The sequence below is a fragment of the Caballeronia sp. NK8 genome (assembly GCF_018408855.1).
In the GTDB taxonomy this organism is placed as follows: Bacteria; Pseudomonadota; Gammaproteobacteria; order Burkholderiales; family Burkholderiaceae; genus Caballeronia.
In genome coordinates this window covers 2,554,248-2,579,106 of record NZ_AP024322.1, presented here as the reverse complement: position 1 = coordinate 2,579,106, position 24,859 = coordinate 2,554,248, and the positions used below count along the sequence as shown (strand labels likewise).

General features: G+C 60.5%; 16 protein-coding genes, 2 tRNA genes and 3 rRNA genes. 10 read left to right on the top strand and 11 right to left on the bottom strand.

The window, feature by feature from the left end:
• Nucleotides 1–2: 2 nt before the first annotated feature.
• The 5 genes from trpD to rpe all read right to left on the bottom strand — a co-directional run bounded on the left by trpD (nucleotide 3) and on the right by rpe (nucleotide 4,938).
• Nucleotides 3–1,037: an anthranilate phosphoribosyltransferase gene (gene trpD, locus NK8_RS12255; protein WP_213226504.1), complete on the bottom strand. Its 1,035-nt coding sequence runs from the start codon at nucleotides 1,035–1,037 to the stop codon at nucleotides 3–5.
• A 4-nt stretch (nucleotides 1,038–1,041) separates the two neighbouring features.
• Nucleotides 1,042–1,626 (bottom strand): aminodeoxychorismate/anthranilate synthase component II, encoded by a 585-nt coding sequence (locus tag NK8_RS12250; protein WP_162066387.1) that lies wholly within the window; start codon nucleotides 1,624–1,626, stop codon nucleotides 1,042–1,044.
• Between the two features lie 12 nt (nucleotides 1,627–1,638).
• Nucleotides 1,639–3,135: an anthranilate synthase component I gene (trpE, locus tag NK8_RS12245; protein WP_213226503.1), complete on the bottom strand. Its 1,497-nt coding sequence runs from the start codon at nucleotides 3,133–3,135 to the stop codon at nucleotides 1,639–1,641.
• A gap of 370 nt (nucleotides 3,136–3,505) precedes the next feature.
• A complete protein-coding gene (locus NK8_RS12240) occupies nucleotides 3,506–4,246 on the bottom strand; it encodes a phosphoglycolate phosphatase (protein WP_162066385.1) in 741 nt (246 codons plus the stop codon).
• On the bottom strand, nucleotides 4,243–4,938 hold the full coding sequence (gene rpe, locus NK8_RS12235; protein WP_213226502.1) for a ribulose-phosphate 3-epimerase: 696 nt from the start codon (nucleotides 4,936–4,938) through the stop codon (nucleotides 4,243–4,245). Before rpe ends, NK8_RS12240 begins: the two co-directional genes overlap by 4 nt.
• A 221-nt stretch (nucleotides 4,939–5,159) precedes the next feature.
• Between rpe and apaG the strand changes: the two genes are divergently transcribed.
• Nucleotides 5,160–5,534, top strand: coding sequence for a Co2+/Mg2+ efflux protein ApaG (gene apaG / locus NK8_RS12230; RefSeq protein ID WP_162066383.1), 375 nt, complete (start codon nucleotides 5,160–5,162; stop codon nucleotides 5,532–5,534).
• Between the two features lie 94 nt (nucleotides 5,535–5,628).
• Entirely contained in the window at nucleotides 5,629–6,873 is a 1,245-nt protein-coding gene (locus NK8_RS12225; protein ID WP_213226501.1) for a murein transglycosylase A, read from the top strand.
• A gap of 70 nt (nucleotides 6,874–6,943) precedes the next feature.
• Here NK8_RS12225 and paaK read toward each other — a convergent pair whose 3' ends face one another.
• The 4 genes from paaK to paaN form a co-directional block, all read right to left on the bottom strand.
• A complete protein-coding gene (paaK, locus tag NK8_RS12220; RefSeq protein WP_213226500.1) occupies nucleotides 6,944–8,245 on the bottom strand; it encodes a phenylacetate--CoA ligase PaaK in 1,302 nt (433 codons plus the stop codon).
• A gap of 70 nt (nucleotides 8,246–8,315) precedes the next feature.
• Nucleotides 8,316–8,702, bottom strand: coding sequence for a hydroxyphenylacetyl-CoA thioesterase PaaI (paaI, locus tag NK8_RS12215; RefSeq protein ID WP_225936253.1), 387 nt, complete (start codon nucleotides 8,700–8,702; stop codon nucleotides 8,316–8,318).
• Nucleotides 8,703–8,766: 64 nt separating this feature from the next.
• On the bottom strand, nucleotides 8,767–9,558 hold the full coding sequence (gene paaG, locus NK8_RS12210) for a 2-(1,2-epoxy-1,2-dihydrophenyl)acetyl-CoA isomerase PaaG (protein ID WP_162066379.1): 792 nt from the start codon (nucleotides 9,556–9,558) through the stop codon (nucleotides 8,767–8,769).
• Nucleotides 9,559–9,717: 159 nt separating this feature from the next.
• A complete protein-coding gene (gene paaN, locus NK8_RS12205) occupies nucleotides 9,718–11,427 on the bottom strand; it encodes a phenylacetic acid degradation protein PaaN (protein WP_213226498.1) in 1,710 nt (569 codons plus the stop codon).
• Between the two features lie 140 nt (nucleotides 11,428–11,567).
• Between paaN and NK8_RS12200 the strand changes: the two genes are divergently transcribed.
• The 6 genes from NK8_RS12200 (at nucleotide 11,568) to rrf (ending at nucleotide 18,004) form a co-directional block, all read left to right on the top strand.
• Nucleotides 11,568–12,344, top strand: coding sequence for an enoyl-CoA hydratase (locus tag NK8_RS12200; protein WP_213226497.1), 777 nt, complete (start codon nucleotides 11,568–11,570; stop codon nucleotides 12,342–12,344).
• A gap of 432 nt (nucleotides 12,345–12,776) precedes the next feature.
• A 16S ribosomal RNA gene (locus tag NK8_RS12195) occupies nucleotides 12,777–14,308 on the top strand.
• A gap of 62 nt (nucleotides 14,309–14,370) precedes the next feature.
• Nucleotides 14,371–14,447 (top strand) — tRNA-Ile (locus NK8_RS12190).
• Nucleotides 14,448–14,496: 49 nt separating this feature from the next.
• Nucleotides 14,497–14,572 (top strand) — tRNA-Ala (locus tag NK8_RS12185).
• A gap of 299 nt (nucleotides 14,573–14,871) precedes the next feature.
• A 23S ribosomal RNA gene (locus tag NK8_RS12180) occupies nucleotides 14,872–17,758 on the top strand.
• A 133-nt stretch (nucleotides 17,759–17,891) separates the two neighbouring features.
• Nucleotides 17,892–18,004, top strand: a 5S ribosomal RNA gene (gene rrf, locus NK8_RS12175).
• The 16S, 23S and 5S rRNA genes sit together here with 2 tRNA genes alongside, the layout of an rRNA operon.
• 110 nt (nucleotides 18,005–18,114) lie before the next feature.
• Here rrf and NK8_RS12170 read toward each other — a convergent pair.
• The gene (locus tag NK8_RS12170) at nucleotides 18,115–19,308 is read right to left on the bottom strand and encodes a M20 aminoacylase family protein (protein ID WP_213226496.1); all 1,194 of its coding nucleotides are present in this window, start codon (nucleotides 19,306–19,308) and stop codon (nucleotides 18,115–18,117) included.
• A gap of 162 nt (nucleotides 19,309–19,470) precedes the next feature.
• Between NK8_RS12170 and NK8_RS12165 the strand changes: the two genes are divergently transcribed.
• Nucleotides 19,471–21,552: a molybdopterin-dependent oxidoreductase gene (locus tag NK8_RS12165; RefSeq protein WP_213226495.1), complete on the top strand. Its 2,082-nt coding sequence runs from the start codon at nucleotides 19,471–19,473 to the stop codon at nucleotides 21,550–21,552.
• A 128-nt stretch (nucleotides 21,553–21,680) separates the two neighbouring features.
• A complete protein-coding gene (locus tag NK8_RS12160; RefSeq protein WP_213226494.1) occupies nucleotides 21,681–23,354 on the top strand; it encodes a long-chain fatty acid--CoA ligase in 1,674 nt (557 codons plus the stop codon).
• 149 nt (nucleotides 23,355–23,503) lie between these two features.
• Here the strand turns inward: NK8_RS12160 and NK8_RS12155 are convergent, their stop codons facing one another.
• Nucleotides 23,504–24,670 carry a porin gene (locus tag NK8_RS12155; protein ID WP_213226493.1) on the bottom strand — a complete coding sequence of 389 codons (1,167 nt, stop codon included), beginning with the start codon at nucleotides 24,668–24,670 and terminating at the stop codon, nucleotides 23,504–23,506.
• Between the last annotated feature and the right edge of the window lie 189 nt (nucleotides 24,671–24,859).

The window sequence follows — 24,859 nt, the reverse complement described above, 5'->3', positions numbered from 1 at the left end:
CGTTATTTCTTCGCAAACTGCTGCGTGAATGTCACGAGCGTTTCGATCTTCTCGCGCGCCGCGCCGCTTTCGATTGCTTCGCGCGCGGCTGCCATGCCAGCTTCGATCGTCTCGGCGACATCCGCAGCATAAAGCGCCGTGCCGGCGTTCAATGTGACGATCTCGCGCGCGACGCCCGCCTTGTTGTTCAGCGCGCCGAGCAGCATCGCCTTCGATTCCTGCGCGTCCTGCACTTTCAGCGTGCGGTTCGACACCATCTGCAGGCCGAAGTCCTCCGGATGGATTTCGTACTCGGTCACTTCGCCATGCTTCAGCTCGCCGACTTTCGTCGCGGCGCCGAGCGACACTTCGTCCATGCCGTCCTTGCCGTACACCACCAGCACGTGCTTTGCACCGAGCCGCTGCATCACACGCACCTGAATGCCGACGAGGTCTTCGTGGAACACGCCCTGAAGCTGGTTCGGCGCGCCGGCCGGATTGGTCAACGGCCCGAGAATATTGAAGATGGTACGCACGCCGAGTTCGCGGCGCACCGGCGCGATGTTTTTCATCGCCGGATGATGATTCGGCGCGAACATGAAGCCCATGCCGGTTTCGGCAATCGACGCGGCCACTTGTTCCGGCGTCAGATCGATATTCACGCCGAGCGCTTCGAGCACGTCCGCGCTGCCCGATTTGCTCGATACGCCGCGATTGCCGTGCTTCGCGACCTTCGCGCCCGCCGCCGCCGCGACGAACATCGACGCGGTGGAAATGTTGAAGGTATGCGAGCCGTCGCCGCCCGTGCCGACGATATCGACGAAATTCGAGTTGTCCTCGACTTCGACGTGATTGGCGAACTCGCGCATCACGGTTGCGGCAGCAGCGATCTCGCCGATGGTTTCCTTCTTCACGCGCAAGCCGGTGATGATCGCGGCGGCCATGACGGGCGACATCTCGCCGCGCATGATCTGGCGCATCAGATGCAGCATTTCGTCGTGGAAAATCTCGCGATGCTCGATCGTGCGTTGCAGCGCTTCCTGTGCGGTGATGGTCATGTTTTCAGGCCCGCTTGCCGGTCGAGGAGTTTTTCACGAAGTTTTCGAGCAGCGCGTGGCCGTGCTCGGAAAGAATCGATTCCGGATGGAACTGCACGCCTTCCACTTCGAGTTCCCGGTGGCGCACGCCCATGATTTCACCGTCCGGCGTCCATGCGGACACTTCGAGACAGTCGGGCAAAGACTCGCGCTCGATGGCGAGCGAGTGATAGCGCGTCACATTGAAGTGTTTGGGGAGATCGGAGAACACCCCTCTACAGTCGGTTTCGATCTGGCTCACCTTGCCGTGCATGATCGTCTGCGCGCGCACGACGCGTCCGCCGAACGCTTCGCCGATCGCCTGATGGCCGAGGCACACGCCGAGAATCGGCAGTTTGCCGGAGAATTCGCGCAATACGTCGAGCGTGATGCCCGCGTGCTGCGGATTGCTCGGTCCGGGCGAGAGGCAGATGCGCTCGGGATTCAGCTTCGCGATTTCATCGAGCGTGATTTCGTCGTTGCGATACGTGTGCACGTCCTCGCCGAGTTCGCCGAAATACTGGACCAGGTTGTAGGTGAAGGAATCGTAGTTGTCGATCATCAGCAGCATGGTCTTGTCTCCTCAGAAGTCGCTGTCGAGGCCGTCTTGCACTTGCTCGGCGGCGCGCAGCACGGCGCGCGCCTTGTTCTCCGTTTCCTGCCATTCGGATTCCGGCACCGAATCGGCGACGACGCCCGCGGCCGCCTGAACGTAGAGATTGCCTTTGTGGATGAGGCCGGTGCGGATCGCGATGGCGAGATCCATTTCGCCGCTGAAGGAGAGATAACCGACTGCGCCGCCGTACAGTCCGCGCTTGACCGGTTCGAGTTCGTCGATGAGTTCCATCGCGCGGACCTTTGGCGCGCCGGACAGCGTGCCGGCGGGGAAGGTTGCGCGCAGCACGTCGAAGTTGCTCATGCCGGGTTTCAGCGTGCCTTCGACCGAACTCACGATGTGCTGCACGTGCGAATACTTTTCGATGATCATCTTGTCCGTCACGGCAACCGATCCCGTCTGCGCGATGCGGCCGACGTCGTTGCGCGCGAGGTCGATCAGCATCACGTGCTCGGCGACTTCCTTCGGATCGTTCAGGAGTTCGGTGGCGAGTTCGGCGTCGCGCTCCGGCGTGTTGCCGCGCGGCCGCGTGCCGGCGAGCGGACGAATCGTCACGATGCGGTCTTCCGCGCGCTTTTCCTGACGCACGAGAATTTCCGGCGACGCGCCGACTACATGCATTTCGCCGCCGAAGTTGTAGTAGTACATGTACGGCGACGGATTCAGCGAACGCAGCGCGCGGTACAGCGAGAGCGGGTTGTCGCGGAACGGCTTGATGAGACGCTGGCCGACCTGCACCTGCATCAGTTCGCCCGCAGCGATGTATTCCTTCGCGCGGCGCACGGCGTTCAGATAGTCGTCCTTCTTGAACTCGCGGAACGTTTCGGTGCGCACGCTCGCGGATGTCACCGGCGGCTGCACCGTCACGCGCAGGCGCGCGCGCAATTCGCGCAGCCGATGCTTCGCTTTCGCATACGCTTCGGGCCGGGTCGGGTCGGCGTAGACGATCAGATAGAGCTTGCCCGCGAGGTTGTCGATGACAGCGACCTCTTCCGTCATCAGCAGTTGAATGTCGGGCAGGTTGAGATCATCGGGCGGCGCGGTGTGCGCGAGCTTCTTCTCGATGTAACGCACCGCGTCATATCCGAAGTAACCGGCGAGACCGCCGCAGAAACGCGGCAAACCCGGACGCGTCGCGACCTTGAAACGCTTCTGATACTGCTCGATGAACGTGAGCGGATCGCCTTCATCCGTTTCGACGACGTTGCCGTCGGTGATGACTTGCGTCTTGCCGTTCTGGACGCTCACGGTCGTGCGGGCCGGCAAGCCGATGAACGAGTAGCGCCCGAAGCGCTCGCCGCCCACGACGGATTCCAGCAGGAACGAGTTCGCGCCGTTGCGCTCGGACTGCGCGAGCTTGAGATACAGCGAGAGCGGCGTTTCGAGGTCGGCGAGCGCTTCGGCGATGAGCGGAATGCGGTTGTAGCCTTCGTTCGCCAGCGATTGGAATTCGAGTTCGGTCATGTTGCGATCCTTGAGCGACGCGCGCTTGTCAACGGTGGCGCGGCATCGGGGAGTGCAGGGCGCTGCGGTCGGTCGAATCCCGTGATGATCGCACACGACGGTCCGGCCGCTTCGAATGGCTGAAGCGGAGGGGACGACTCGCGCAGCACTACACGACGCGTGCCTGAGCGAGGCTCGATGTATGACGATTCGACGGTAACGGCGCAGGGACGCGCAGCGAAACAAAAAACGGATGCTGAAGCGGATGAAGCACGACGCGACATGGCTTCAGCGTACCTCGGGCGAGGTTAGCGCGACCAGCGACGCCAGGGCCAGGCTCCCCGGTCGATGCTGCTCAGACTCCGTTTTCTGTTGAGAAACATGGATGGACTTATTCAGTCAGGGTGGTATCCGGCGGCGCCAAAGTGGCGGCAATCGCCAGTGCTGCGGTGCGCAGCGAGGAAACTATACCATCGGATTTCACCGACTGTACAGGTTTCCCGTGGTTGTAACCGTAGGGCACGGTCAGGGTCGCGAGGCCCGCGGCGCGGCCCGCGAGCGCGTCGTTCTCCGAATCTCCGACCGCCACGGTTTCGCGCGGCAAGACGTCCAGTCGTTCACAGGCCGTGAGCATCGGCAACGGATCGGGCTTCTTCGCCGGAAGGGAGTCGCCGCCGAGAATCACCTTGAAGAAATCCGCGATGCCGAAGTGCGCGAGCAACTCCACCGCGAACCGATGCGGCTTGTTCGTCACGCACGCGAGCGCGACGCCGCTTTCACGCATCGCTTCGAGGCCTTCCTTCACTTCGGGGAAGAGCGTCGAATGCTTGCCGTTGACCTTCGCGTATTCGGTTTGATAGATCGCGAGCGCGTCGTCGAATTGCGCGGCCGCCTGCGACGGCGACAGCCGCACCGCCAGCACGCTGCGAATCAGGTTTTCCGAACCCTTGCCGACGTAGTCCGTGACTTCATCGCGCGTGACGGGCGTCTCGATGCCGATGCGCGCGAGCATCGCGTTCAGCGCGGCGACGAAATCGTCCGCGGTATCGACCATCGTGCCGTCGAGGTCGATGATGGCCGCGCGGATCGGCCGGTTCACAAACGGCGTCTGCGCCGGGGCGATCTCGCTCATGCTTGCGCTCCTGCTTCGGCCTTGGCCAGTTCCGCGCGCATCGCGTCGATGACCTGTTTGTAGTCCGGCTTGCCGAAAATGGCCGAGCCCGCGACGAATGAGTCCGCGCCGGCCGCCGCGATTTCAGCGATGTTGTCGATCTTCACGCCGCCGTCGACTTCCAGATGGATCTCGCGCCCCGTGCGATCGCGATACGCATTGATTCGCGCGCGCGCCTCGCGCAGTTTGTTGAGCGCCTCGGGAATGAACGACTGCCCGCCGAAGCCCGGATTCACCGACATGATCAGCACGAGATCGAGCTTGTCCATCACGTGATCGAGATAATTCAGCGGCGTCGCGGGATTGAACACCAGGCCCGCCTTGCAGCCGTGATCGCGGATCAGCGAGAGCGTGCGGTCGATGTGATCCGAACCTTCCGGATGAAAACTGATCACATTGGCGCCGGCTTTCGCGAAATCGGGCACGATGCGGTCGACCGGGCGCACCATCAGATGCACGTCGATGGGCACGTCCACGTGCGGGCGGATGGCTTCGCACACCAACGGGCCGATCGTCAGATTCGGCACGTAGTGGTTGTCCATGACGTCGAAGTGGATCCAGTCGGCGCCGGCGGCGACGACATTGCGGACTTCCTCGCCGAGGCGGGAAAAGTCAGCGGAGAGGATGCTGGGAGCGATGTGGAATTGCGCCATGGACGGTGACCGGGTAGCGACCTAAAGGCGTGATTTTAACCCGCGTTTTTCCCTGGAGTGCCCTCGGCCGAACGGCCAGTGCGTCGGGCGGATGTGCTGAGGGCTCCAATCGTGTTGCGGGCGCGGCCAGCATCAAGGAGAATGCCTCACCAATGGCGGCGCGCCCGCACGGCTCTCTGCGCGGCGGGGCAGCGGCCATTTGAACTGGAATTGGAACTACGATGAGCCAGTACGAATTCAGCGTCTCCGTGGAGACGCGGTACCTGCCGGAGCAGTCCGATCCCGACAGCCGGCAGTACGCATTCGCCTACACACTGACGATCCGTAACACCGGTGAGGTCGCGGCGCAGTTGATCTCGCGGCACTGGATCATCACTGACAGCAACGACCACGTGCAGGAAGTGAAGGGGCTCGGGGTCGTTGGGCATCAACCGCTTTTGCCCCCGGGCGAACAGTTCGAATACACGAGCTGGGCGGTGATCGCGACGCCCGTCGGCACGATGCGCGGCGAGTATTTCTGCGTGGCCGAAGACGGCGAGCGTTTCGAGGCGCCGGTAGCGGAGTTCGCGTTGCATATGCCGCGCACGCTCCACTGAGCGGGAGCTGGCGGAAAGGGACGCTCAGCGCCGTTTCGCCGGATCGTTCGAGCGGTTCTGGTTTTTCTTCTTGCCCGATGCCGTCCATACGACGATGAAGATCAGCAAGGCGAGCGCCACGAGCGACTCGAGCGCAAAAATAAGCATTGGATATTCGTCGAACAGATCAGACATGGCGGTTCCCATCAAGAACGAGCATTGTATGCGTTTCGCGCGGCCGACCGCGCGACTGGCGGCCTGGGCCGCATCGATTGCAACCGCTGTCCTGCTCGCCTCGTGCGGAGGCGGTAATTACGTGAAGCCGGGCCCGGCCACGGCGACTCCCGGCACGCCGATCACGACCGGACAGCGCGCCGCGTCGCGCCTGACGGCGGTGAGCTGGCAGCAGGTGCCGGGGTGGCAGGACGATTCGCTCATCGGCGCGACGGCGGCGTTGCGTCAGAACTGCAGCCGGCTCGCGCGTCAGGCCAACTGGCAGAAGGCGTGCACGGCGGCGCAGCGGCTCGACGACCTCGACATGTCGGCGGCGCGCAGCTTCTTCGAAACCTATTTCACGCCTTTTCAGCTCGCCAACACCGACGGCACGCTCGACGGTCTCGTGACCGGCTACTACGAGCCGCTGCTGCGCGGCTCGCGCACGCGGCACGGGGTGTATCAGTACGCGCTGTATCGCTGGCCGTATCGGTACAAGCCTGGCTCGGCGCTGCCTGTGCGCGCGCAACTCGAACGTTCGGGCGTGCTGACCGGCAACGAACTCGTGTGGGTCGACGATCCGATCGAAGCGTTTTTCCTGCAAGTGCAGGGCTCGGGACGCGTCACCATGGAAGACGGCAGCGTGATGCGCGTGGGCTTCGGTGGCACGAACAATCAGCCGTATAAGTCGATTGGCAAGGAGCTGCTCGATCGCGGCGAACTCACGCCCGCGCAAGCGACGATGCAAGGCATCAAGGCCTGGGCGAAGTCGAACCCCGCGCGCGTCGACGCGCTGCTCGACGTGAATCCGCGCTTCGTGTTCTTCCGGGAAATGCCGGCGAACGAAACGATGCCCGCGAGCCTCGGCGATGGCCCGGTCGGCGCGCTCGGCGTGCCGCTGACGCCCGAACGTTCGATCGCGGTCGATCCTTCCGCTATTCCGCTCGGCACGCCCGTGTTCCTCCAGACGACACGTCCGCTCAGCAACCAGCCGATGAACCGCCTGGTGTTCGCGCAGGACACGGGCTCGGCGATCAAGGGCGGGGTGCGCGCGGACTACTTCTGGGGCCTCGGCGACGACGCCGGCGATCTCGCGGGACGCATGAAGCAGGGCGGCAGAATGTGGCTGCTGCTGCCGAATTCCTGATCTTTCAGCATTCTCTCGCGGCAATGAAAAAAGCTCGCGGCCGTAACGGCTCGCGAGCTTTTTCACTTCATCAGGTCATGTTGCGCCGGTCGATCACGCGCCGCGCCTTGCCGACCGAACGTTCGATACCGTTCACCCCAAGCACGTTCACCACGGCACTTACGCCGATCAGCGCCTTGATGTCGTAAATGAGCGCGGCCTTTGCGCTGTCGAGCGCAGTGGCGTCCGGCGCCGATTCCGGGCACGGTTCGACGTTCAACGTCAGCACGTCGAGCGGGCCCTCTTTGGTGAGCACGATCTGATAATGCGGCGCGAGCACGGGACGCTTGAGCAGCAACTCTTCGATCTGCGTCGGGAAGACGTTGACACCGCGCACGATCATCATGTCGTCGGAGCGGCCCGTGATCTTCTCCATGCGACGCATCGTGCGGGCCGTTCCGGGCAGAAGGCGCGTCAGATCGCGCGTGCGATATCGAATGATCGGCAGGGCTTCCTTCGTAAGCGAGGTGAACACGAGTTCGCCGAATTCGCCATCGGGCAACACTTCGCCGGTTTCCGGATCGATAATCTCGGGATAGAAGTGGTCTTCCCAGATGGTCGGGCCGTCCTTGGTTTCCGCGCATTCCGACGCCACACCCGGCCCCATGACTTCCGAGAGCCCATAGATGTCGACGGCGTCGATTCCCATGCGCGTTTCGATGGCGCGGCGCATGTCGTTCGTCCACGGCTCCGCGCCGAAGATGCCGATCCGCAGCGAGCAGCTCGCCGGCTCGATTCCCTGGCGCTCCAGTTCGTCGGCGATCGAGAGCATGTAGCTCGGCGTGACCATGATGATGTCGGGCCGGAAGTCCTGAATCAGCTGTACCTGCTTCTCGGTCTGGCCGCCGCCGAAGGGAATGACGGTGAGCCCCGCGCGCTCCGCGCCGTAGTGCGCGCCGAGTCCGCCAGTGAACAGTCCATAGCCGTAGCTCACGTGGACCTTGTCACCGCGCCGCGCGCCCGCCGCGCGGATCGAGCGCGCGACGAGGTTCGCCCAGTTGTCGAGATCCTGAGTGGTGTAGCCGACGACCGTGGGCTTTCCCGTCGTCCCTGACGATGCGTGGATGCGCGAGACACGCTCCTGCGGCACGGCGAACATGCCGAACGGGTAGTTGTCGCGCAGATCCTTTTTGGTCGTGAACGGGAAGCGCGCGAGATCCGAAAGCGATGTGACGTCATCCGGATGGACACCGGCTTCGTCGAACTTGCGCCTGTACACCGGCGAGTTCTCGTAGGCGTGCCTGAGCGTCCATTTGAGGCGCTCGAGCTGCAACGCCGCGAGTTCGTCTCGGCTCGCTTTCTCGATCGGCTCGAGCGGCAGCGGGGTGGTCATTGCTGTCTCCTTGATGCTGACTATGCGGCGCGGCCTTTTCATGCCGCGTCCGTTATATGAACGAGTCCCGTCACGCGGGGATCACGGTACCTCTGATTTGTGCCGATTTGCCGCGGAACATCGCGACCGCTTCGCCTTCCCGGTTCGTCACGCGAATATCGTAGATGCCCGTGCGGCCGCTCAGCGTCTGCTCGATCGCCTCGGCGGTCAGACGATCGCCGCCTTGCACGGGGCGCAGGAACTCGATCGAACAGCCTGCCGCGACCGTGCTGATGTTGTATGAGTTGCAGGCGAAGGCGAACGCGGAGTCCGCCAGCGTGAACATCAGCCCGCCGTGGCAGATCGCGTGGCCGTTGAGGAAGTCGGGTCGCACGTTCATTTGCAGCCGCGCATAGCCCGGCCGTACTTCGATCAGTTCAATGCCGAGCGCGCGCGAGCATGCGTCGGCTTCGTACATGGCCTTGGCTGTGGCTTCCGCGAGTTGTTGTGGCGTCACAGGCGTCTCCAGATTGATTCGGTTCTCACAGACCTTCGAAGCGCGGCGCGCGCTTTTCCTTGAACGCGGCGACGCCTTCGATATAGTCGGGCGACGCACCCAGTTCGCGTTGCAGATCGCGTTCGAGATCGAGTTGCTGATCGAATGTCTTGTTGGCGCTCGCGCGGATCGCCTGCTTGATCGCGACGACCGCGCGCGCCGGCTGCTGCGCGAGTTGCGCGGCCAGTTGCGCTGCCGCCTGCTGCAACTCGCCATCCTCGACGACGCGCCACACGATTCCCCAGGCTTCCGCTTTTTCCGCGCTGAGTTTCTCGCCAGTCAGCGCGAGGCCGAGCGCGCGCGCTTCGCCCACGCGTCGCGGCAGGAGCCACGTTCCACCCGAATCCGGCACGAGGCCGATTTTCACGAACGCCTGAATGAAACTCGCTGACCGCGCCGCGATGACGAGGTCACACGCCATCGCCAGATTCGCGCCGGCGCCTGCAGCCGTGCCGTTCACCGCGCCGATGACGGGCATGCGCATGGCCTGCAGCCTGCGCACGAGCGGATTGAAGTACTCGTCGATGAGATCGCCGAGATCCGACATCGAGCCCGGCGTGAAATCCAGGTCAGCGAGATCCTGTCCCGCACAAAACCCGCGTCCCGCGCCTGTAACGACGAGCGCGCGTGCATTGCCCGCCTCGATTTCAGTGAGCGCCTGATTCAACTCGCGATGCATTTCGCGTGTGAAGCTGTTCAGCTTGTCGGGACGATTGAGCGTCAACGTCGCGACGCGCGTCTCGCTGTCAATGTGGAACAGCACGGACTTCTCTGTCATTGCATCTCCTTTGTCGCCGAAGCGCGGTCGCAGCGGCTGTCGCGGACCGGTTTTCCCTTGGTTCCGATACTAGCCGCGCGACCGATGGCTTTCCATTAGGCCGAATGTTATAGGCCGTTTGCACGGCGATTCGGCCTTCGCACCTTTGTGCAGATCGGCTTATGCCGTTTGGCCGGCTTCCGCCGGGGCGGCCTTCGGCGCAACATGGACCCGGCTCTGCACTACACGGAAACGATTCGCGACGAACGCGGCGTCCGAAAGCGCGGCGTTGGCCGCCGGGTTCGCGCCCGTGCCGTGAAAGTCCGAGAATGCGGCAGTCTGATTGACGAACACGCCGCCCGTGAGGTTGATCGAAAGCGCGACGCCGCCTTCGATGGCTGCTTCGTGCGCGGCGTCGATCACCTTGTCGTCGGTGCTGTAGACCGACAACGTCAACGCGCCGTGCGTGCGTGCGATCGAGGCGGCCAGTTCGAGCGAATGCGCGGTCGAGTCCGTCGCGACGATGAACGAAATCGGCCCGAACCATTCCTTGGTGAACTTGGCTTCGTCGGTGCGCGCGTCGAGCTTGAGCATGAGCGGAGTGTGCACTCGCGCGTCCGGAAAGGCGGGGTGCGTGAGCGATTGGCTGTCGAGCAGGACGTCGCCGAGCTTGCGCGCTTCGGCGACACGCTCCACGACGCCTTCATTCTGGATCGCACCGGTGAGTTCGACGGCGCGTGCCGGATCGGACGCCAGTCTCTCGACTGCGCCTGCGAGCGCTTTGGCGACGTCGTCGAAACTCAGTTGTCCGTCGGCGGTGCGGATGCCATCGCGCGGCACGTAGATGTTCTGCGGCGCCGTGCACATCTGGCCCGAGTAGAGGGCAAGAGAGAAGGCGATGTTGCGCGCTGCGGCTTTCATGTCGTCCACGGAATCGATGACGATCTGATTCACGCCCGCCTTCTCGGTGTACACCTGCGCCTGGTGCGCGTTGCGTTCGAGCCAGGTGCCGTTTTGCGTGCTGCCCGTGAAGTCGATCAGCTTGATTTCGGGGCGCACGGCCAGTTCCTGTACGAGCGCGCCATCGTTCGGCTCGGTGGCGAGCAGGGTGACGAGGTTCGGATCGAAGCCCGCTTCGCGGAGCACGTCACGCGCGATACGCACCGTGATCGCGAGCGGCAGGATCGCGCCCGGGTGCGGCTTGACGATAACGGAATTGCCGGTCGCGAGATCGGCGAACATGCCGGGATAGCCATTCCAGGTCGGGAACGTGCAGCAGCCGAGTACGAGCCCGGTGCCGCGCGGGACAACGGCAAAGCGCTTTTGCATCGCAAGTGGCGGGTTCTTGCCCTGCGGCTTTTCCCAGTGGGCTTCGGCGGGAATGCGGCGCAACTGGTCCCACGCGTAGACCACCGCTTCGAGCGCGCGGTCCTGCGCGTGTGGGCCGCCGGCCTGGAACGCCATCATGAAGGCCTGGCCGGTCGTATGCATCACGCTGTACGCAATCTCGAAACTGGCGCGATTCAGACGCGAAAGAATCTCCATGCTCACGCCGACCCACGCCCGCGGTCCGGCGGCGCGCCAGCCGGCTTGCGCGTGAGCGGCGGCTTGAATGAGCGCGTCGGGATCGGACTTCGGATAGCGGATGTCGAGCGCGACGCCGAACGGCGAGCGTTCCTTCCCGACCGTCTCGCCGGTGGAAGGCTGGTCGAGTTCGAATGTCTTGCCGAAATGCGCTTTGAAGGCGGCTTCGCCGTCGGCGCTGGCCGTTTCCCCGTACACTTTGGGGCTCGGCATTTCGACGAACGGGCTCCAGTAGCCGCGCGTTTCGATGGCTGCGAGCGCTTTATCGAGCGTCGCTTCGTGCTTCGTGAATAGCGGATGTGTCATGGTCGCGAGAAAGAGAACGAGGAAAGGTGCCAGATCGAATAATTAACCGACCGGTTGGTTGGTAATGGTAGCATTATCGAGATACTGTTGACGACGTCTTTTCATTAGGGCTTACCTGAGGATAGGAAAGGGAGGAGCGAATGGCTTATGAGAATCTGCTGGTTGAGACGCGTGGTCGGGTTGGACTCATCACGCTCAACCGTCCCAAGGCGCTCAACGCGCTGAACGATGCGCTGATGGACGAGTTGGGCGCCGCGCTAAAGGCGTTCGACGCCGACGACGACATCGGCGCAATCGTGCTGACCGGCAGCGAGAAGGCGTTCGCCGCGGGTGCGGACATCGGCATGATGGCGAGCTATTCCTATATGGATGTCTACAAGGGCGACTACATCACGCGCAACTGGGAAGCGATCCGCACGATTCGCAAGCCGGTCATCGCAGCGGTCGCGGGCTTCGCGCTCGGCGGCGGTTGTGAACTCGCGATGATGTGCGACATCGTCATCGCCGCCGATACGGCCAGATTCGGCCAACCCGAGATCAAGCTTGGCGTCATTCCGGGCGCGGGCGGCACGCAGCGCTTGCCGCGCGCCGTTTCGAAGGCCAAGGCGATGGACATGTGCCTAACCGCGCGCATGATGGATGCGAATGAGGCGGAGCGCGCGGGGCTGGTGTCGCGTGTCGTCGGGGCGGACCGTCTCCTGGATGAGGCCGTCGAAGCTGCGACGATCATCGCTGGATTCTCGCTGCCGGCCGTAATGATGGCCAAGGAGGCGGTCAATCGCGCGTACGAGACGACGCTCGCGGAGGGCGTGCATTTCGAGCGACGGCTGTTCCATTCGCTGTTTGCCACGGAGGATCAGAAGGAGGGAATGGCGGCGTTCGTGGAGAAGCGCAAGCCGGTCTTCAAGCATCAGTGAGTCTTATTCGAGAAAGCGCTTGCGCTTCTTGAGGCCGCTGACTAGAATTCCGTTCCTTCGCGATTCGATGAACGCGAAGGAGGCGGGATGAGGCGGTTCCCGGTGCGGTCGGCGAGAAAAGAAGTTCGAAGTTCTTGTTGACAGAAACCGAAACGTTGTTCATAATCTCGTTTCTCTGCTGCTGATGCAGCGACGCAAGACAGAAGTTGATGTGATTCTTGCGATGTGCTCTTTAAAAACTAACAGCCGATAAGTGTGGGCGCTTGATAGCGAGTGCGGTTTCAGTCTTTCGGGGCTGAGGCAATAGCAAAAGTATCAAGAGTCTCACACGAAGTATCAGAGGAAGGTTTTTCATCTTAGGATGATTAATCATCGTCAGTACGTTGAGTGAGCGACCGGTTCTTAACGGAACCGAAAAACAGTAACAGGTTTGAACTGAAGAGTTTGATCCTGGCTCAGATTGAACGCTGGCGGCATGCCTTACACATGCAAGTCGAACGGCAGCACGGGGGCAACCCTGGTGGCGAGTGGCGAACGGGTGAGTAATACATCGGAACGTGTCCTGTAGTGGGGGATAGCCCGGCGAAAGCCGGATTAATACCGCATACGATCTACGGAAGAAAGCGGGGGATCTTCGGACCTCGCGCTATAGGGGCGGCCGATGGCAGATTAGCTAGTTGGTGGGGTAAAGGCCTACCAAGGCGACGATCTGTAGCTGGTCTGAGAGGACGACCAGCCACACTGGGACTGAGACACGGCCCAGACTCCTACGGGAGGCAGCAGTGGGGAATTTTGGACAATGGGGGCAACCCTGATCCAGCAATGCCGCGTGTGTGAAGAAGGCCTTCGGGTTGTAAAGCACTTTTGTCCGGAAAGAAAACCATCGCCCTAATATGGTGGTGGGATGACGGTACCGGAAGAATAAGCACCGGCTAACTACGTGCCAGCAGCCGCGGTAATACGTAGGGTGCGAGCGTTAATCGGAATTACTGGGCGTAAAGCGTGCGCAGGCGGTCTGTTAAGACCGATGTGAAATCCCCGGGCTTAACCTGGGAACTGCATTGGTGACTGGCAGGCTTTGAGTGTGGCAGAGGGGGGTAGAATTCCACGTGTAGCAGTGAAATGCGTAGAGATGTGGAGGAATACCGATGGCGAAGGCAGCCCCCTGGGCCAACACTGACGCTCATGCACGAAAGCGTGGGGAGCAAACAGGATTAGATACCCTGGTAGTCCACGCCCTAAACGATGTCAACTAGTTGTTGGGGATTCATTTCCTTAGTAACGTAGCTAACGCGTGAAGTTGACCGCCTGGGGAGTACGGTCGCAAGATTAAAACTCAAAGGAATTGACGGGGACCCGCACAAGCGGTGGATGATGTGGATTAATTCGATGCAACGCGAAAAACCTTACCTACCCTTGACATGGTCGGAATCCCGCTGAGAGGTGGGAGTGCTCGAAAGAGAACCGGCGCACAGGTGCTGCATGGCTGTCGTCAGCTCGTGTCGTGAGATGTTGGGTTAAGTCCCGCAACGAGCGCAACCCTTGTCCTTAGTTGCTACGCAAGAGCACTCTAAGGAGACTGCCGGTGACAAACCGGAGGAAGGTGGGGATGACGTCAAGTCCTCATGGCCCTTATGGGTAGGGCTTCACACGTCATACAATGGTCGGAACAGAGGGTTGCCAAGCCGCGAGGTGGAGCCAATCCCAGAAAACCGATCGTAGTCCGGATCGCAGTCTGCAACTCGACTGCGTGAAGCTGGAATCGCTAGTAATCGCGGATCAGCATGCCGCGGTGAATACGTTCCCGGGTCTTGTACACACCGCCCGTCACACCATGGGAGTGGGTTTCACCAGAAGTAGGTAGCCTAACCGCAAGGAGGGCGCTTACCACGGTGGGATTCATGACTGGGGTGAAGTCGTAACAAGGTAGCCGTATCGGAAGGTGCGGCTGGATCACCTCCTTTCTCGAGCTTCGCACTTCAACATTAAGCGCTCACGCTTATCGGCTGTAAGAAAGACAGGCTAAGGGTCTGTAGCTCAGTCGGTTAGAGCACCGTCTTGATAAGGCGGGGGTCGTTGGTTCGAATCCAACCAGACCCACCACCCGAGAGAGGCGTGCTGATGAGAGGCAACTCGTAGTCAGGCCACGGAAGGGGGATTAGCTCAGCTGGGAGAGCACCTGCTTTGCAAGCAGGGGGTCGTCGGTTCGATCCCGTCATCCTCCACCAAGTCCTCAATGCTTAGGGTTCTGCTAAAACGGCAGCGAACCTTAAGCATTGGCGACTATAGCCAGTTGATGCTGTTGGGTAGTGAAGTGACCCGATCGGCTAAACGTTCTTTAACAATCTGGAAGAAGTAGTAAAGAGAATCGCGAAAGCACTTAGAGATGGGTGTGAGTAGAGATTTAAGGGTAGTGATTGTATCAAGTATGAAAAGGTGATCGAGAGATCGCTTTGGAATACGGCACAACGCGAATACTCAGCCTGTAACGGGACGTGACAAGCGCAAGCAGACACACTCGTTATAGGGTCAAGCGAACAAGTGCATGTGGTGGATGCCTTGGCGATCACAGGCGATGAAGGACGCGGTAGCCTGCGAAAAGCTACGGGGAGCTGGCAAACGAGCTTTGATCCGTAGATGTCCGAATGGGGAAACCCGGCCCGTATGGGTCATCCTAGACTGAATACATAGGTCTAGCGAAGCGAACGCGGTGAACTGAAACATCTAAGTAACCGCAGGAAAAGAAATCAACCGAGATTCCCAAAGTAGTGGCGAGCGAAATGGGATCAGCCTGTACTCTTTATTTGACTTATTAGCCGAACGCTCTGGAAAGTGCGGCCCTAGCAGGTGATAGCCCTGTAGGCGAAAATAGGTTGAAAGAACTAGGTGTACGACAAGTAGGGCGGGACACGTGAAATCCTGTCTGAAGATGGGGGGACCATCCTCCAAGGCTAAATACTCGTGATCGACCGATAGTGAACCAGTACCGTGAGGGAAAGGCGAAAAGAACCCCGGGAGGGGAGTGAAATAGATCCTGAAACCGCATGCATACAAACAGTCGGAGCCTGGAAACGGGTGACGGCGTACCTTTTGTATAATGGGTCAGCGACTTACGTTCAGTAGCGAGCTTAACTGATTAAGGCAGGCGTAGCGAAAGCGAGTCCGAATAGGGCGATCAGTTGCTGGGCGTAGACCCGAAACCAAGTGATCTATCCATGGCCAGGTTGAAGGTGCGGTAACACGTACTGGAGGACCGAACCCACTAACGTTGAAAAGTTAGGGGATGAGCTGTGGATAGGGGTGAAAGGCTAAACAAACTTGGAAATAGCTGGTTCTCTCCGAAAACTATTTAGGTAGTGCCTCGTGTATCACCTTCGGGGGTAGAGCACTGTCATGGTTGTGGGGTCCATTGCGGATTACTACGCCATAGCAAACTCCGAATACCGAAGAGTGCAATCACGGGAGACAGACATCGGGTGCTAACGTCCGGTGTCAAGAGGGAAACAACCCAGACCGCCAGCTAAGGTCCCAAAGATTGGCTAAGTGGGAAACGAAGTGGGAAGGCTAAAACAGTCAGGAGGTTGGCTTAGAAGCAGCCACCCTTTAAAGAAAGCGTAATAGCTCACTGATCGAGTCGTCCTGCGCGGAAGATGTAACGGGGCTCAAGCCAGTCACCGAAGCTGCGGATACACGTTGAAAGATACGTGTGTGGTAGGAGAGCGTTCCGTAAGCCTGCGAAGGTGTGTCGAAAGGCATGCTGGAGGTATCGGAAGTGCGAATGCTGACATGAGTAGCGATAAAGGGGGTGAAAAGCCCCCTCGCCGTAAGCCCAAGGTTTCCTACGCAACGTTCATCGGCGTAGGGTGAGTCGGCCCCTAAGGCGAGGCAGAAATGCGTAGCTGATGGGAAGCAGGTCAATATTCCTGCACCATTGTTAGATGCGATGGGGGGACGGATCGCGGAAGGTTGTCCGGGTGTTGGACGTCCCGGTCGCTGCATTGGAGAAGGTGCTTAGGCAAATCCGGGCACGTAATTCAAGGGTGTGGCGCGAGCTTCTTCGGAAGCGAAGCAATTGGAAGTGGTTCCAAGAAAAGCCTCTAAGCTTCAGTCTAATAGTGACCGTACCGCAAACCGACACAGGTGGGCGAGATGAGTATTCTAAGGCGCTTGAGAGAACTCGGGAGAAGGAACTCGGCAAATTGGTACCGTAACTTCGGGATAAGGTACGCCCTTGTAGCTTGACTGGCCTGCGCCAGAAGGGTGAAAGGGTTGCAATAAACTGGTGGCTGCGACTGTTTAATAAAAACACAGCACTCTGCAAACACGAAAGTGGACGTATAGGGTGTGACGCCTGCCCGGTGCCGGAAGATTAAATGATGGGGTGCAAGCTCTTGATTGAAGTCCCGGTAAACGGCGGCCGTAACTATAACGGTCCTAAGGTAGCGAAATTCCTTGTCGGGTAAGTTCCGACCTGCACGAATGGCGTAACGATGGCCACACTGTCTCCTCCCGAGACTCAGCGAAGTTGAAGTGTTTGTGATGATGCAATCTCCCCGCGGCTAGACGGAAAGACCCCATGAACCTTTACTGTAGCTTTGCATTGGACTTTGAACCGATCTGTGTAGGATAGGTGGGAGGCTATGAAGCGTGAACGCTAGTTTGCGTGGAGCCGTCCTTGAAATACCACCCTGGTTTGTTTGAGGTTCTAACCTTGGTCCATGATCTGGATCGGGGACAGTGCATGGTAGGCAGTTTGACTGGGGCGGTCTCCTCCCAAAGTGTAACGGAGGAGTACGAAGGTACGCTAGGTACGGTCGGAAATCGTGCTGATAGTGCAATGGCATAAGCGTGCTTAACTGCGAGACCGACAAGTCGAGCAGGTGCGAAAGCAGGTCATAGTGATCCGGTGGTTCTGTATGGAAGGGCCATCGCTCAACGGATAAAAGGTACTCTGGGGATAACAGGCTGATACCGCCCAAGAGTTCATATCGACGGCGGTGTTTGGCACCTCGATGTCGGCTCATCTCATCCTGGGGCTGTAGCCGGTCCCAAGGGTATGGCTGTTCGCCATTTAAAGAGGTACGTGAGCTGGGTTTAAAACGTCGTGAGACAGTTTGGTCCCTATCTGCCGTGGGCGTTGGATATTTGAAGGGGGCTGCTCCTAGTACGAGAGGACCGGAGTGGACGAACCTCTGGTGTACCGGTTGTCACGCCAGTGGCATCGCCGGGTAGCTATGTTCGGAAGAGATAACCGCTGAAAGCATCTAAGCGGGAAACTCGCCTTAAGATGAGATATCCCCGGGGCTTCGAGCCCCTTGAAGGGTCGTTCTAGACCAGGACGTTGATAGGTCAGGTGTGTAAGTGCAGTAATGCATTGAGCTAACTGATACTAATTGCCCGTAAGGCTTGATCCTATAACCAGTGTGTTTGTGCCTCCTCAGGAGCCCGCACTGGCGAGTACAGCGTGTGCGACAATCGCCACCCGAATTCTTTACCGCTTCTTCCCGGATTGGTTGTGCGCCCACAGGCGCTCAACAACAAGTCATGCCTGATGACCATAGCGAGTCGGTCCCACCCCTTCCCATCCCGAACAGGACCGTGAAACGACTCCACGCCGATGATAGTGCGGGTTCCCGTGTGAAAGTAGGTAATCGTCAGGCTCCTCATGCCGAAAACAAAAACCCCACCCCAAAAAGGTGGGGTTTTTGCGTTTCCGGCGGCGCTGCAAAGCGTATAGCTTCGAACGAAGCGGCAGCGTTCGCCGCTAAGATTATCCGCGCATCATGAATCGCTCGGCCAGACGTACCCAATACGACGCCCCGATCGACAGTAAGTCATCGTTGAAATCGTAGCTGGCGTTATGCAGCATGCACGGACCCGTGCCATGCCCGTGCTCGCGATGCCCTCCGTCGCCATTACCCAGGAACGCATAGCATCCGGGCTTTTCGATGAGCATGAACGAGAAGTCCTCGGCCCCCATCGTCGGTTCGACGGTGCTATCGACCTTATCTTTTCCGACGACTTCCGCCATTACTTCCGCCGCGAATTTCGCCTCCTCGGGCGCATTGATCGTCGGTGGGTAGTTTCTGTGGAAGCGCAACTCCACTTCGCAGTCATAGGCGGCTGCCGTCGCTTCGACGATCTTGCGCATGCGCGCTTCGATCAGATCGAGCGTCGCCACCGTGAAGGTGCGTACGGTCCCGCCGAGCCAGGCCTGATCGGGCGATACATTCGCCGCTTCCCCCGCGTGAATCTGCGTAATGGAAAGAACCGCGGTATCGATCGGCTTCTTGTTTCGCGTGATGATGCTTTGAAGTCCGTTCGCAATCTGGATCGCGGTAAAGATCGGATCGCGCCCGTTATGAGGCAAGGCGGCGTGCGAACCGGTTCCGCGAACCGTGATGCGAAACTCGTTGCTTGAGGCCATGATCGGCCCTTCGGTCACGCCGAAATGACCGGCCGGCATACCGGGCCAGTTGTGAATGCCGAACACGGCATCGACTGGAAAGCGCTCGAAAAGACCGTCCTTGATCATGGCCCTTGCGCCCGCGCCACCTTCTTCCGCGGGCTGAAAGATGAAAACGATCGTCCCGTCGAACTTGCCGTGCGCGGCCAGATGCTTTGCCGCGCCGAGCAGCATCGCGGTATGGCCGTCGTGTCCGCAAGCATGCATGCGGCCGTCGTTCATCGACTTATGGCCGAACGTATTCAATTCCTGTATGGGTAGCGCGTCCATGTCCGCGCGCAGCCCTATCGATGCACTGCCAGAACCCCGTTTCAACACTCCGACGACACCCGTCTTGCCCAATCCCCGATGCACTTCGATTCCCCATCGTTCGAGGCTCTCGGCGACGATTTTTGCCGTGCCCACCTCCTCATAGCGCAACTCGGGGTGAGCATGGATCGTTCGTCGGAGCGTTTTGATTTCGTCGTGTGATGCTTCGATTTCTGGGATCAGATTCATTTGAACCGTTCTCACGTTTGAATTCGGATCGCGCGTATTGACCGCGCCTGATGCATTCATTCTACGCCGCCACTATTTGCTCCACCGGACGGTCGATCGCATAGCGTCCGTAATAGAATCCCGTCATCTGCCGCTTTTTGTTTCGAATTACCGGACTTTCCGATGAACGCTCCAGCCGAGTTTGCCCGAGCCGTATGCCCGCACGATTGCCCCGATACTTGCGCGATGCGCGTCACCGTAAAGGACGGCAAAGCGGTGAAAATCAGCGGCGACCCTGATCATCCGCCGACACAGGGCGTGCTGTGCACGAAGGTCACCCGATACGCCGAGCGCACGCATCACAAGGATCGACTGCTGACGCCGTTGCGCCGCGTCGGCAAGAAGGGCGAGGGTCGATTCGAGCCGATCGGCTGGGACGCAGCGTTACAGCTCGCCGCCGAACGCCTCGGTCCGATTGCTCGGCGCGCGCCCGAAGCCATCGTCCCGTATAGCTATGCGGGCACGATGGGTCTGGTGCAAGGCGAAAGCATCGCCGCGCGGTTTTTCAACGTACTCGGAGCATCGCGACTGGAGCGCACCATTTGCGCCGCGGCGGGCGCGGCCGGATTGCGCTACACCTATGGCGCGAGCATCGGCATGCACGCGGAGTATTACGAAGAGAGCGAACTGATTTTGATCTGGGGCGCGAACCCGATCGCCTCCAGCCTGCATTTCTGGACCCGCGCGCAGGAAGCCAAGCGACGCGGCGCGAAGCTCATCGCGATCGATCCCTACAAGTCGCTCACGGCGGAAAAATGCCATCAGCATATCGCGCTGCGACCGGGCACGGATGCGGCGCTGGCGCTCGGCATGATCGACGTTCTCATCCGCGAGAATTTCATCGATCACGATTACGTGAGCGCGCATACCGTAGGCTTCGACGAGCTCGCGGCGCGCGCCGCGCAGTATCCGCCGTCGCGCGTGGCGCAAATCTGCGGCATCGATGAGAACGTGATCGTCGAACTTGCGCGTGCGTTCGGATCGACGAAGAAGGCCGCAATCCGTCTCAACTACGGCATGCAGCGCGTGCGCGGCGGCGGCAACGCGGTCCGGGCGATCGCCTCGCTACCGTCACTGACAGGGGCGTGGCGCGAACGCGCAGGCGGCTTGCTGCTGTCGTCGTCCGGATGGGCGCCGATCGACGGCAGCGCGCTCGAGCGTCCCGACTTGCTGCCCGACTGGCCGTCGAAGATGCCGCGCGCGATCAACATGAACGCGATCGGCGACGCGCTGCTGCATCAGGGCGACGAAACCTTCGGGCCGAAAATCGAAGCTTTGATCGTCTACAACTCGAACCCGGTCGCGGTCGCGCCCGATTCGGCGAAGGTCGAGGCGGGTTTCGCGCGCGAGGACCTGTTCACGATCGTGCTGGAACATTTCCAGACCGATACCGCCGACTACGCCGACCTGATTTTCCCCGCGACCACGCAGCTCGAACATCTCGATGTCCACAAGTCCTACGGACACACGCACGTGATGGCGAACCTGCCGGCGATTCAACCTGTCGGTGAGGCGCGCCCGAACACGGAAATCTTCCGCGGCCTCGCGCGCGCCATGGGCCTCGACGAACCGGCGCTTTTCGAAACCGACGAGCAGCTTGCATCGAAGGCATTTCGCTGGGACGATCGCACGCTGGACGGCCAGAGCTGGGACACGTTGAAAGCGTCGGGCTGGCTGGAGCTCGATATTGACGAGGCGCCGCTTGCAGAGGGCGCGTTCCGGACGCCGTCGGGCAAGTGCGAGTTCTACAGCGAGCGTCTGAAAAGCGAAGGCCTCGATCCGCTGCCGGACTACCTGCCGCCGTACGAATCCGCGGATGGCTCGCCGGAACTGGCTGCACGTTATCCGCTCGCGATGATCTCTCCGCCCGCGCGCAACTTTCTGAACAGCAGTTTCGTGAACATCGAAAGCCTGCGCGCGGCGGAGCGCGAGCCGCATCTGGACATTCATCCTTCCGACGCGAAATCGCGCGGCATCGCCGACGGCGTGCTGGTGCGAATCTTCAACGATCGCGGTTCGATGCAAGCCCGCGCGCGCGTGACGGAGCGCGCACGTGAGGGCGTCGTCGTCGGTTTGTCGATCTGGTGGAAGAAGCTGTCGCCGGATGGCTGCAACGCCAATCAGGTGACGAGCCAGGCATTGACCGATCTCGGACGATCGGCGACGTTTTACGATTGCCTCGTCGAAGTGGAGCCGATGCATTGACTGGCTTTGCAGGAACCGGCTCGAACGAGTCTGGTGCATGGCGTCTAACCCAGTTGTCGGAGACCTGCCGAAAAGCTAGGATCTCGTTTCCGCACGACCATTCTAAAATCATATAAAGGAGACGCCGTATGGAAAAACCCTGGCTGAAGTCTTACCCGGCCGGCGTGCCTGCGGAAATCGACGCATCCGCGTATCGGTCCGTTTCCGAGCTGCTCGTGGACAGTTTCCGCGCGAACCGCGACCGCCGCGCGTTCGTCTGCATGGGCCAATCGATCACCTATGCCGAACTCGACGCGATGTCGAGAAAGCTGGCCGCGTGGTTCCAGAAGCGGGGCATGCAGCCCGGCGCGCGCGTCGCGCTGATGATGCCCAACGTTCTGCAGTATCCGGTTGCGATCGCGGCCGTGCTGCGCGCCGGTTACATCGTCGTCAACGTCAATCCGCTTTATACGCCGCGCGAGCTCGAGCACCAGCTCAAGGACTGCGCGGCGGAAGCGATCGTCATCCTGGAAAACTTCGCGGGCACGCTGCAGGCTGTCGTCAAGAATACGGCCATCAAGCATGTGGTCGTCGCGTCGATGGGCGATCTGATGGGCCTGAAGGGCCTGTTGGTCAATTTCGTGGTCCGGCGCGTGAAGAAGATGGTGCCGGAGTGGAACCTGCCCGGCAGGATCCGCTTCAACGACGCGCTCGATGAAGGCGCGCGCGGCACGCTCCAGCCCGTCACCCAAAGCCCCGACGATGTCGCGTTCCTGCAGTACACCGGCGGCACGACGGGCATCGCCAAGGGCGCGACGCTCACGCATCGCAATCTGATCGCGAACACGTTGCAGTCCGAAGTCTGGCTCGATCCGGCTCGCAAGCGCCGCCCGGATATCGACCAGTTCGTTTGCGTGGTCGCGCTGCCGCTGTATCACATCTTCGCGCTGACGGTGTGCGGGATGCTGACGATCCGGACCGGCGGCCTGGGCGTGCTGATTCCGAATCCCCGCGATATCGCCGGGACGATCAAGGAACTGAAGGGCGTGCCCATCAACACGTTCCCGGCGGTCAACACGCTCTATAACGCGCTATTGAATCATCCCGATTTCAACAAGCTCGACTTCTCCAAGCTCATTGCAGCGAACGGCGGCGGAATGGCGGTCCAGGAAGCCGTGGCGAAACGCTGGTTCGCGGCGACCGGCGTGCCGATCATCGAAGGCTACGGTCTGTCCGAAACCTCACCGTGCGTCACCTGCAACCCGGTGACTGCGACCGAATACACCGGCACGATCGGCTTGCCGCTGCCGTCGACCGAAGTCTCCATCCGCGATGACGACAACAACGAAGTGCCGCTCGGCCAGCCCGGCGAAATCTGCATTCGCGGTCCGCAGGTGATGGCAGGCTACTGGAACCGCCCGGATGAAACGGCGAAAGTGATGACCGCCGACGGCTTTTTCCGCTCGGGCGACGTCGGCGTGCTGGATGATCGCGGTTACGTGAAGATCGTCGATCGAAAGAAGGACATGATTCTCGTGTCGGGCTTCAACGTGTATCCGAACGAGATCGAGGATGTCGTCGCGATGTTGCCGGGCGTCTTCGAAGTCGCGGCGGTCGGCGTGAAGGATCAGACGTCGGGCGAAGCCGTGAAGCTCTTCATCGTGCGCAAGGATCTGAGCCTGACCGAAGCCGACGTCATGGCGTACTGCAAGGAACGGCTCACCGGCTATAAGCGTCCGCGCACGATCGAGTTTCGCAACGATCTGCCGAAGAGCAATGTCGGAAAGATTCTGCGGCGCGAATTGCGCGACGGGCGCGCGTAGCCTGCGCTTCACCCGCGTCGTAAAAAGCCTTCGTGTCGCGAGACGCGAAGGCTTTTTTGTTGGTCCCGCGCGACGCGATTTCCCCGGCCAGAACGAAAAAAAGGCGCCCGAAGGCGCCTTTCAGAGAATACCGCTTCGTTACGACCTTATTAGAACTTGTGACGGATGCCGACAACAGCAGCAACCTGGTTCGACGTCGACGACGGCGACAGGCCGTTGATGTTCGCAACAGCCGAACGGTTCGTCGAGTCCGTGCCGGTCGCATGCTGGTACACGCCGTCGATGTACACGTCCGTGCGCTTCGACAGGAAGTAGTCCGCGCCGAGCATCGCTTGATGGTACTTGGCGTCGCCCAGACCGTAACCCTTCGTGTAGTCGTACGCCACGCCCAGCAGCAGCGCCGGGGTCAGCTGATACTTGAAGTTGATTTCGGCATTGTGGAACTTGCCCGTGCCGCCCGTGAAGCCGCCCGTCGGGGTCAGGCCGGTGCCCGGCTCCGAACCCAGATCCTTGAACTGCGTGTTGCTATACGTTGCGCCGACCGTTGCCGCGCCGAACGTGTATGCACCGCCAGCCGAGATCACTTGTTGCGTCTTCGCCGAAGCGTAGCCCGAGTACACGCGGCTGCCGGCCATGTTCGAACCCGTCGTGCTCGACGACGGCGTGTTGCCGAAGAACGAGTAGTTCGGATCCTTGACGTTCAAGTAGCCCGCGCCCAATTGCAGGGGACCTTGCGAGTAGCCGAGACCAACCGACCAGATCTGGTTGCGGTTGAACTGGCCAGCGTTGCCGCCGAGGCTATACAGGCCGCCGAAGGTGAAGCCCGCGTAGTTGGCGCTCGTGAACTTGACCGCGTTGTTCACGCGATTCGAGTTGTTCATGTTGTCGAGGTCGCCCGGGTGCGCGCCGAAGTACGATGCCCACTGGCTACCGACTTCGAATGCGCCGGTGTAGTCAACCACGGAGTCGTACTGGCGACCCAGGGTGACCGTGCCGAATTGCGCCGTCGACAGACCGACATATGCCTGACGGCCAAACTCAGCGCCGCCTTGGCCCAGACGGCCGTTGAACACGTTGAAGCCGTTTTCCAACACGAAGATGGCCTTCAGACCGCCACCCAGGTCTTCCGTGCCGCGCAGGCCCCAACGGCTGCCCTGCAGGTTGCCGCTGTTCATTGCATACAGCTTCTGGCCGTTACTGTTGTTGTTGTACGCGAAGCCTGCATCGATGATGCCGTACAGCGTCACGCTGCTCTGCGCATGTGCGGCGCCTGCGAAAGTGCCCAATGCGGCAAGAGCGAGAAGCGACTTTTTCATTGAATAGATCTCCAGGGAGTGTTTGCGACTGTTTGGCAAGGTCACTGTTCTAGCGCCAGTGTGTTGACGGTCCCTGCCGGGCTTCTTAGCGAAGGTGCCACGTAATGTAACAAAGAGCCTTTGATGGACAAAGGAAAAGGGGGCGGTCCGCCCGCGCCGTGTGACATTTACGCAACAGGCGCTAAAATG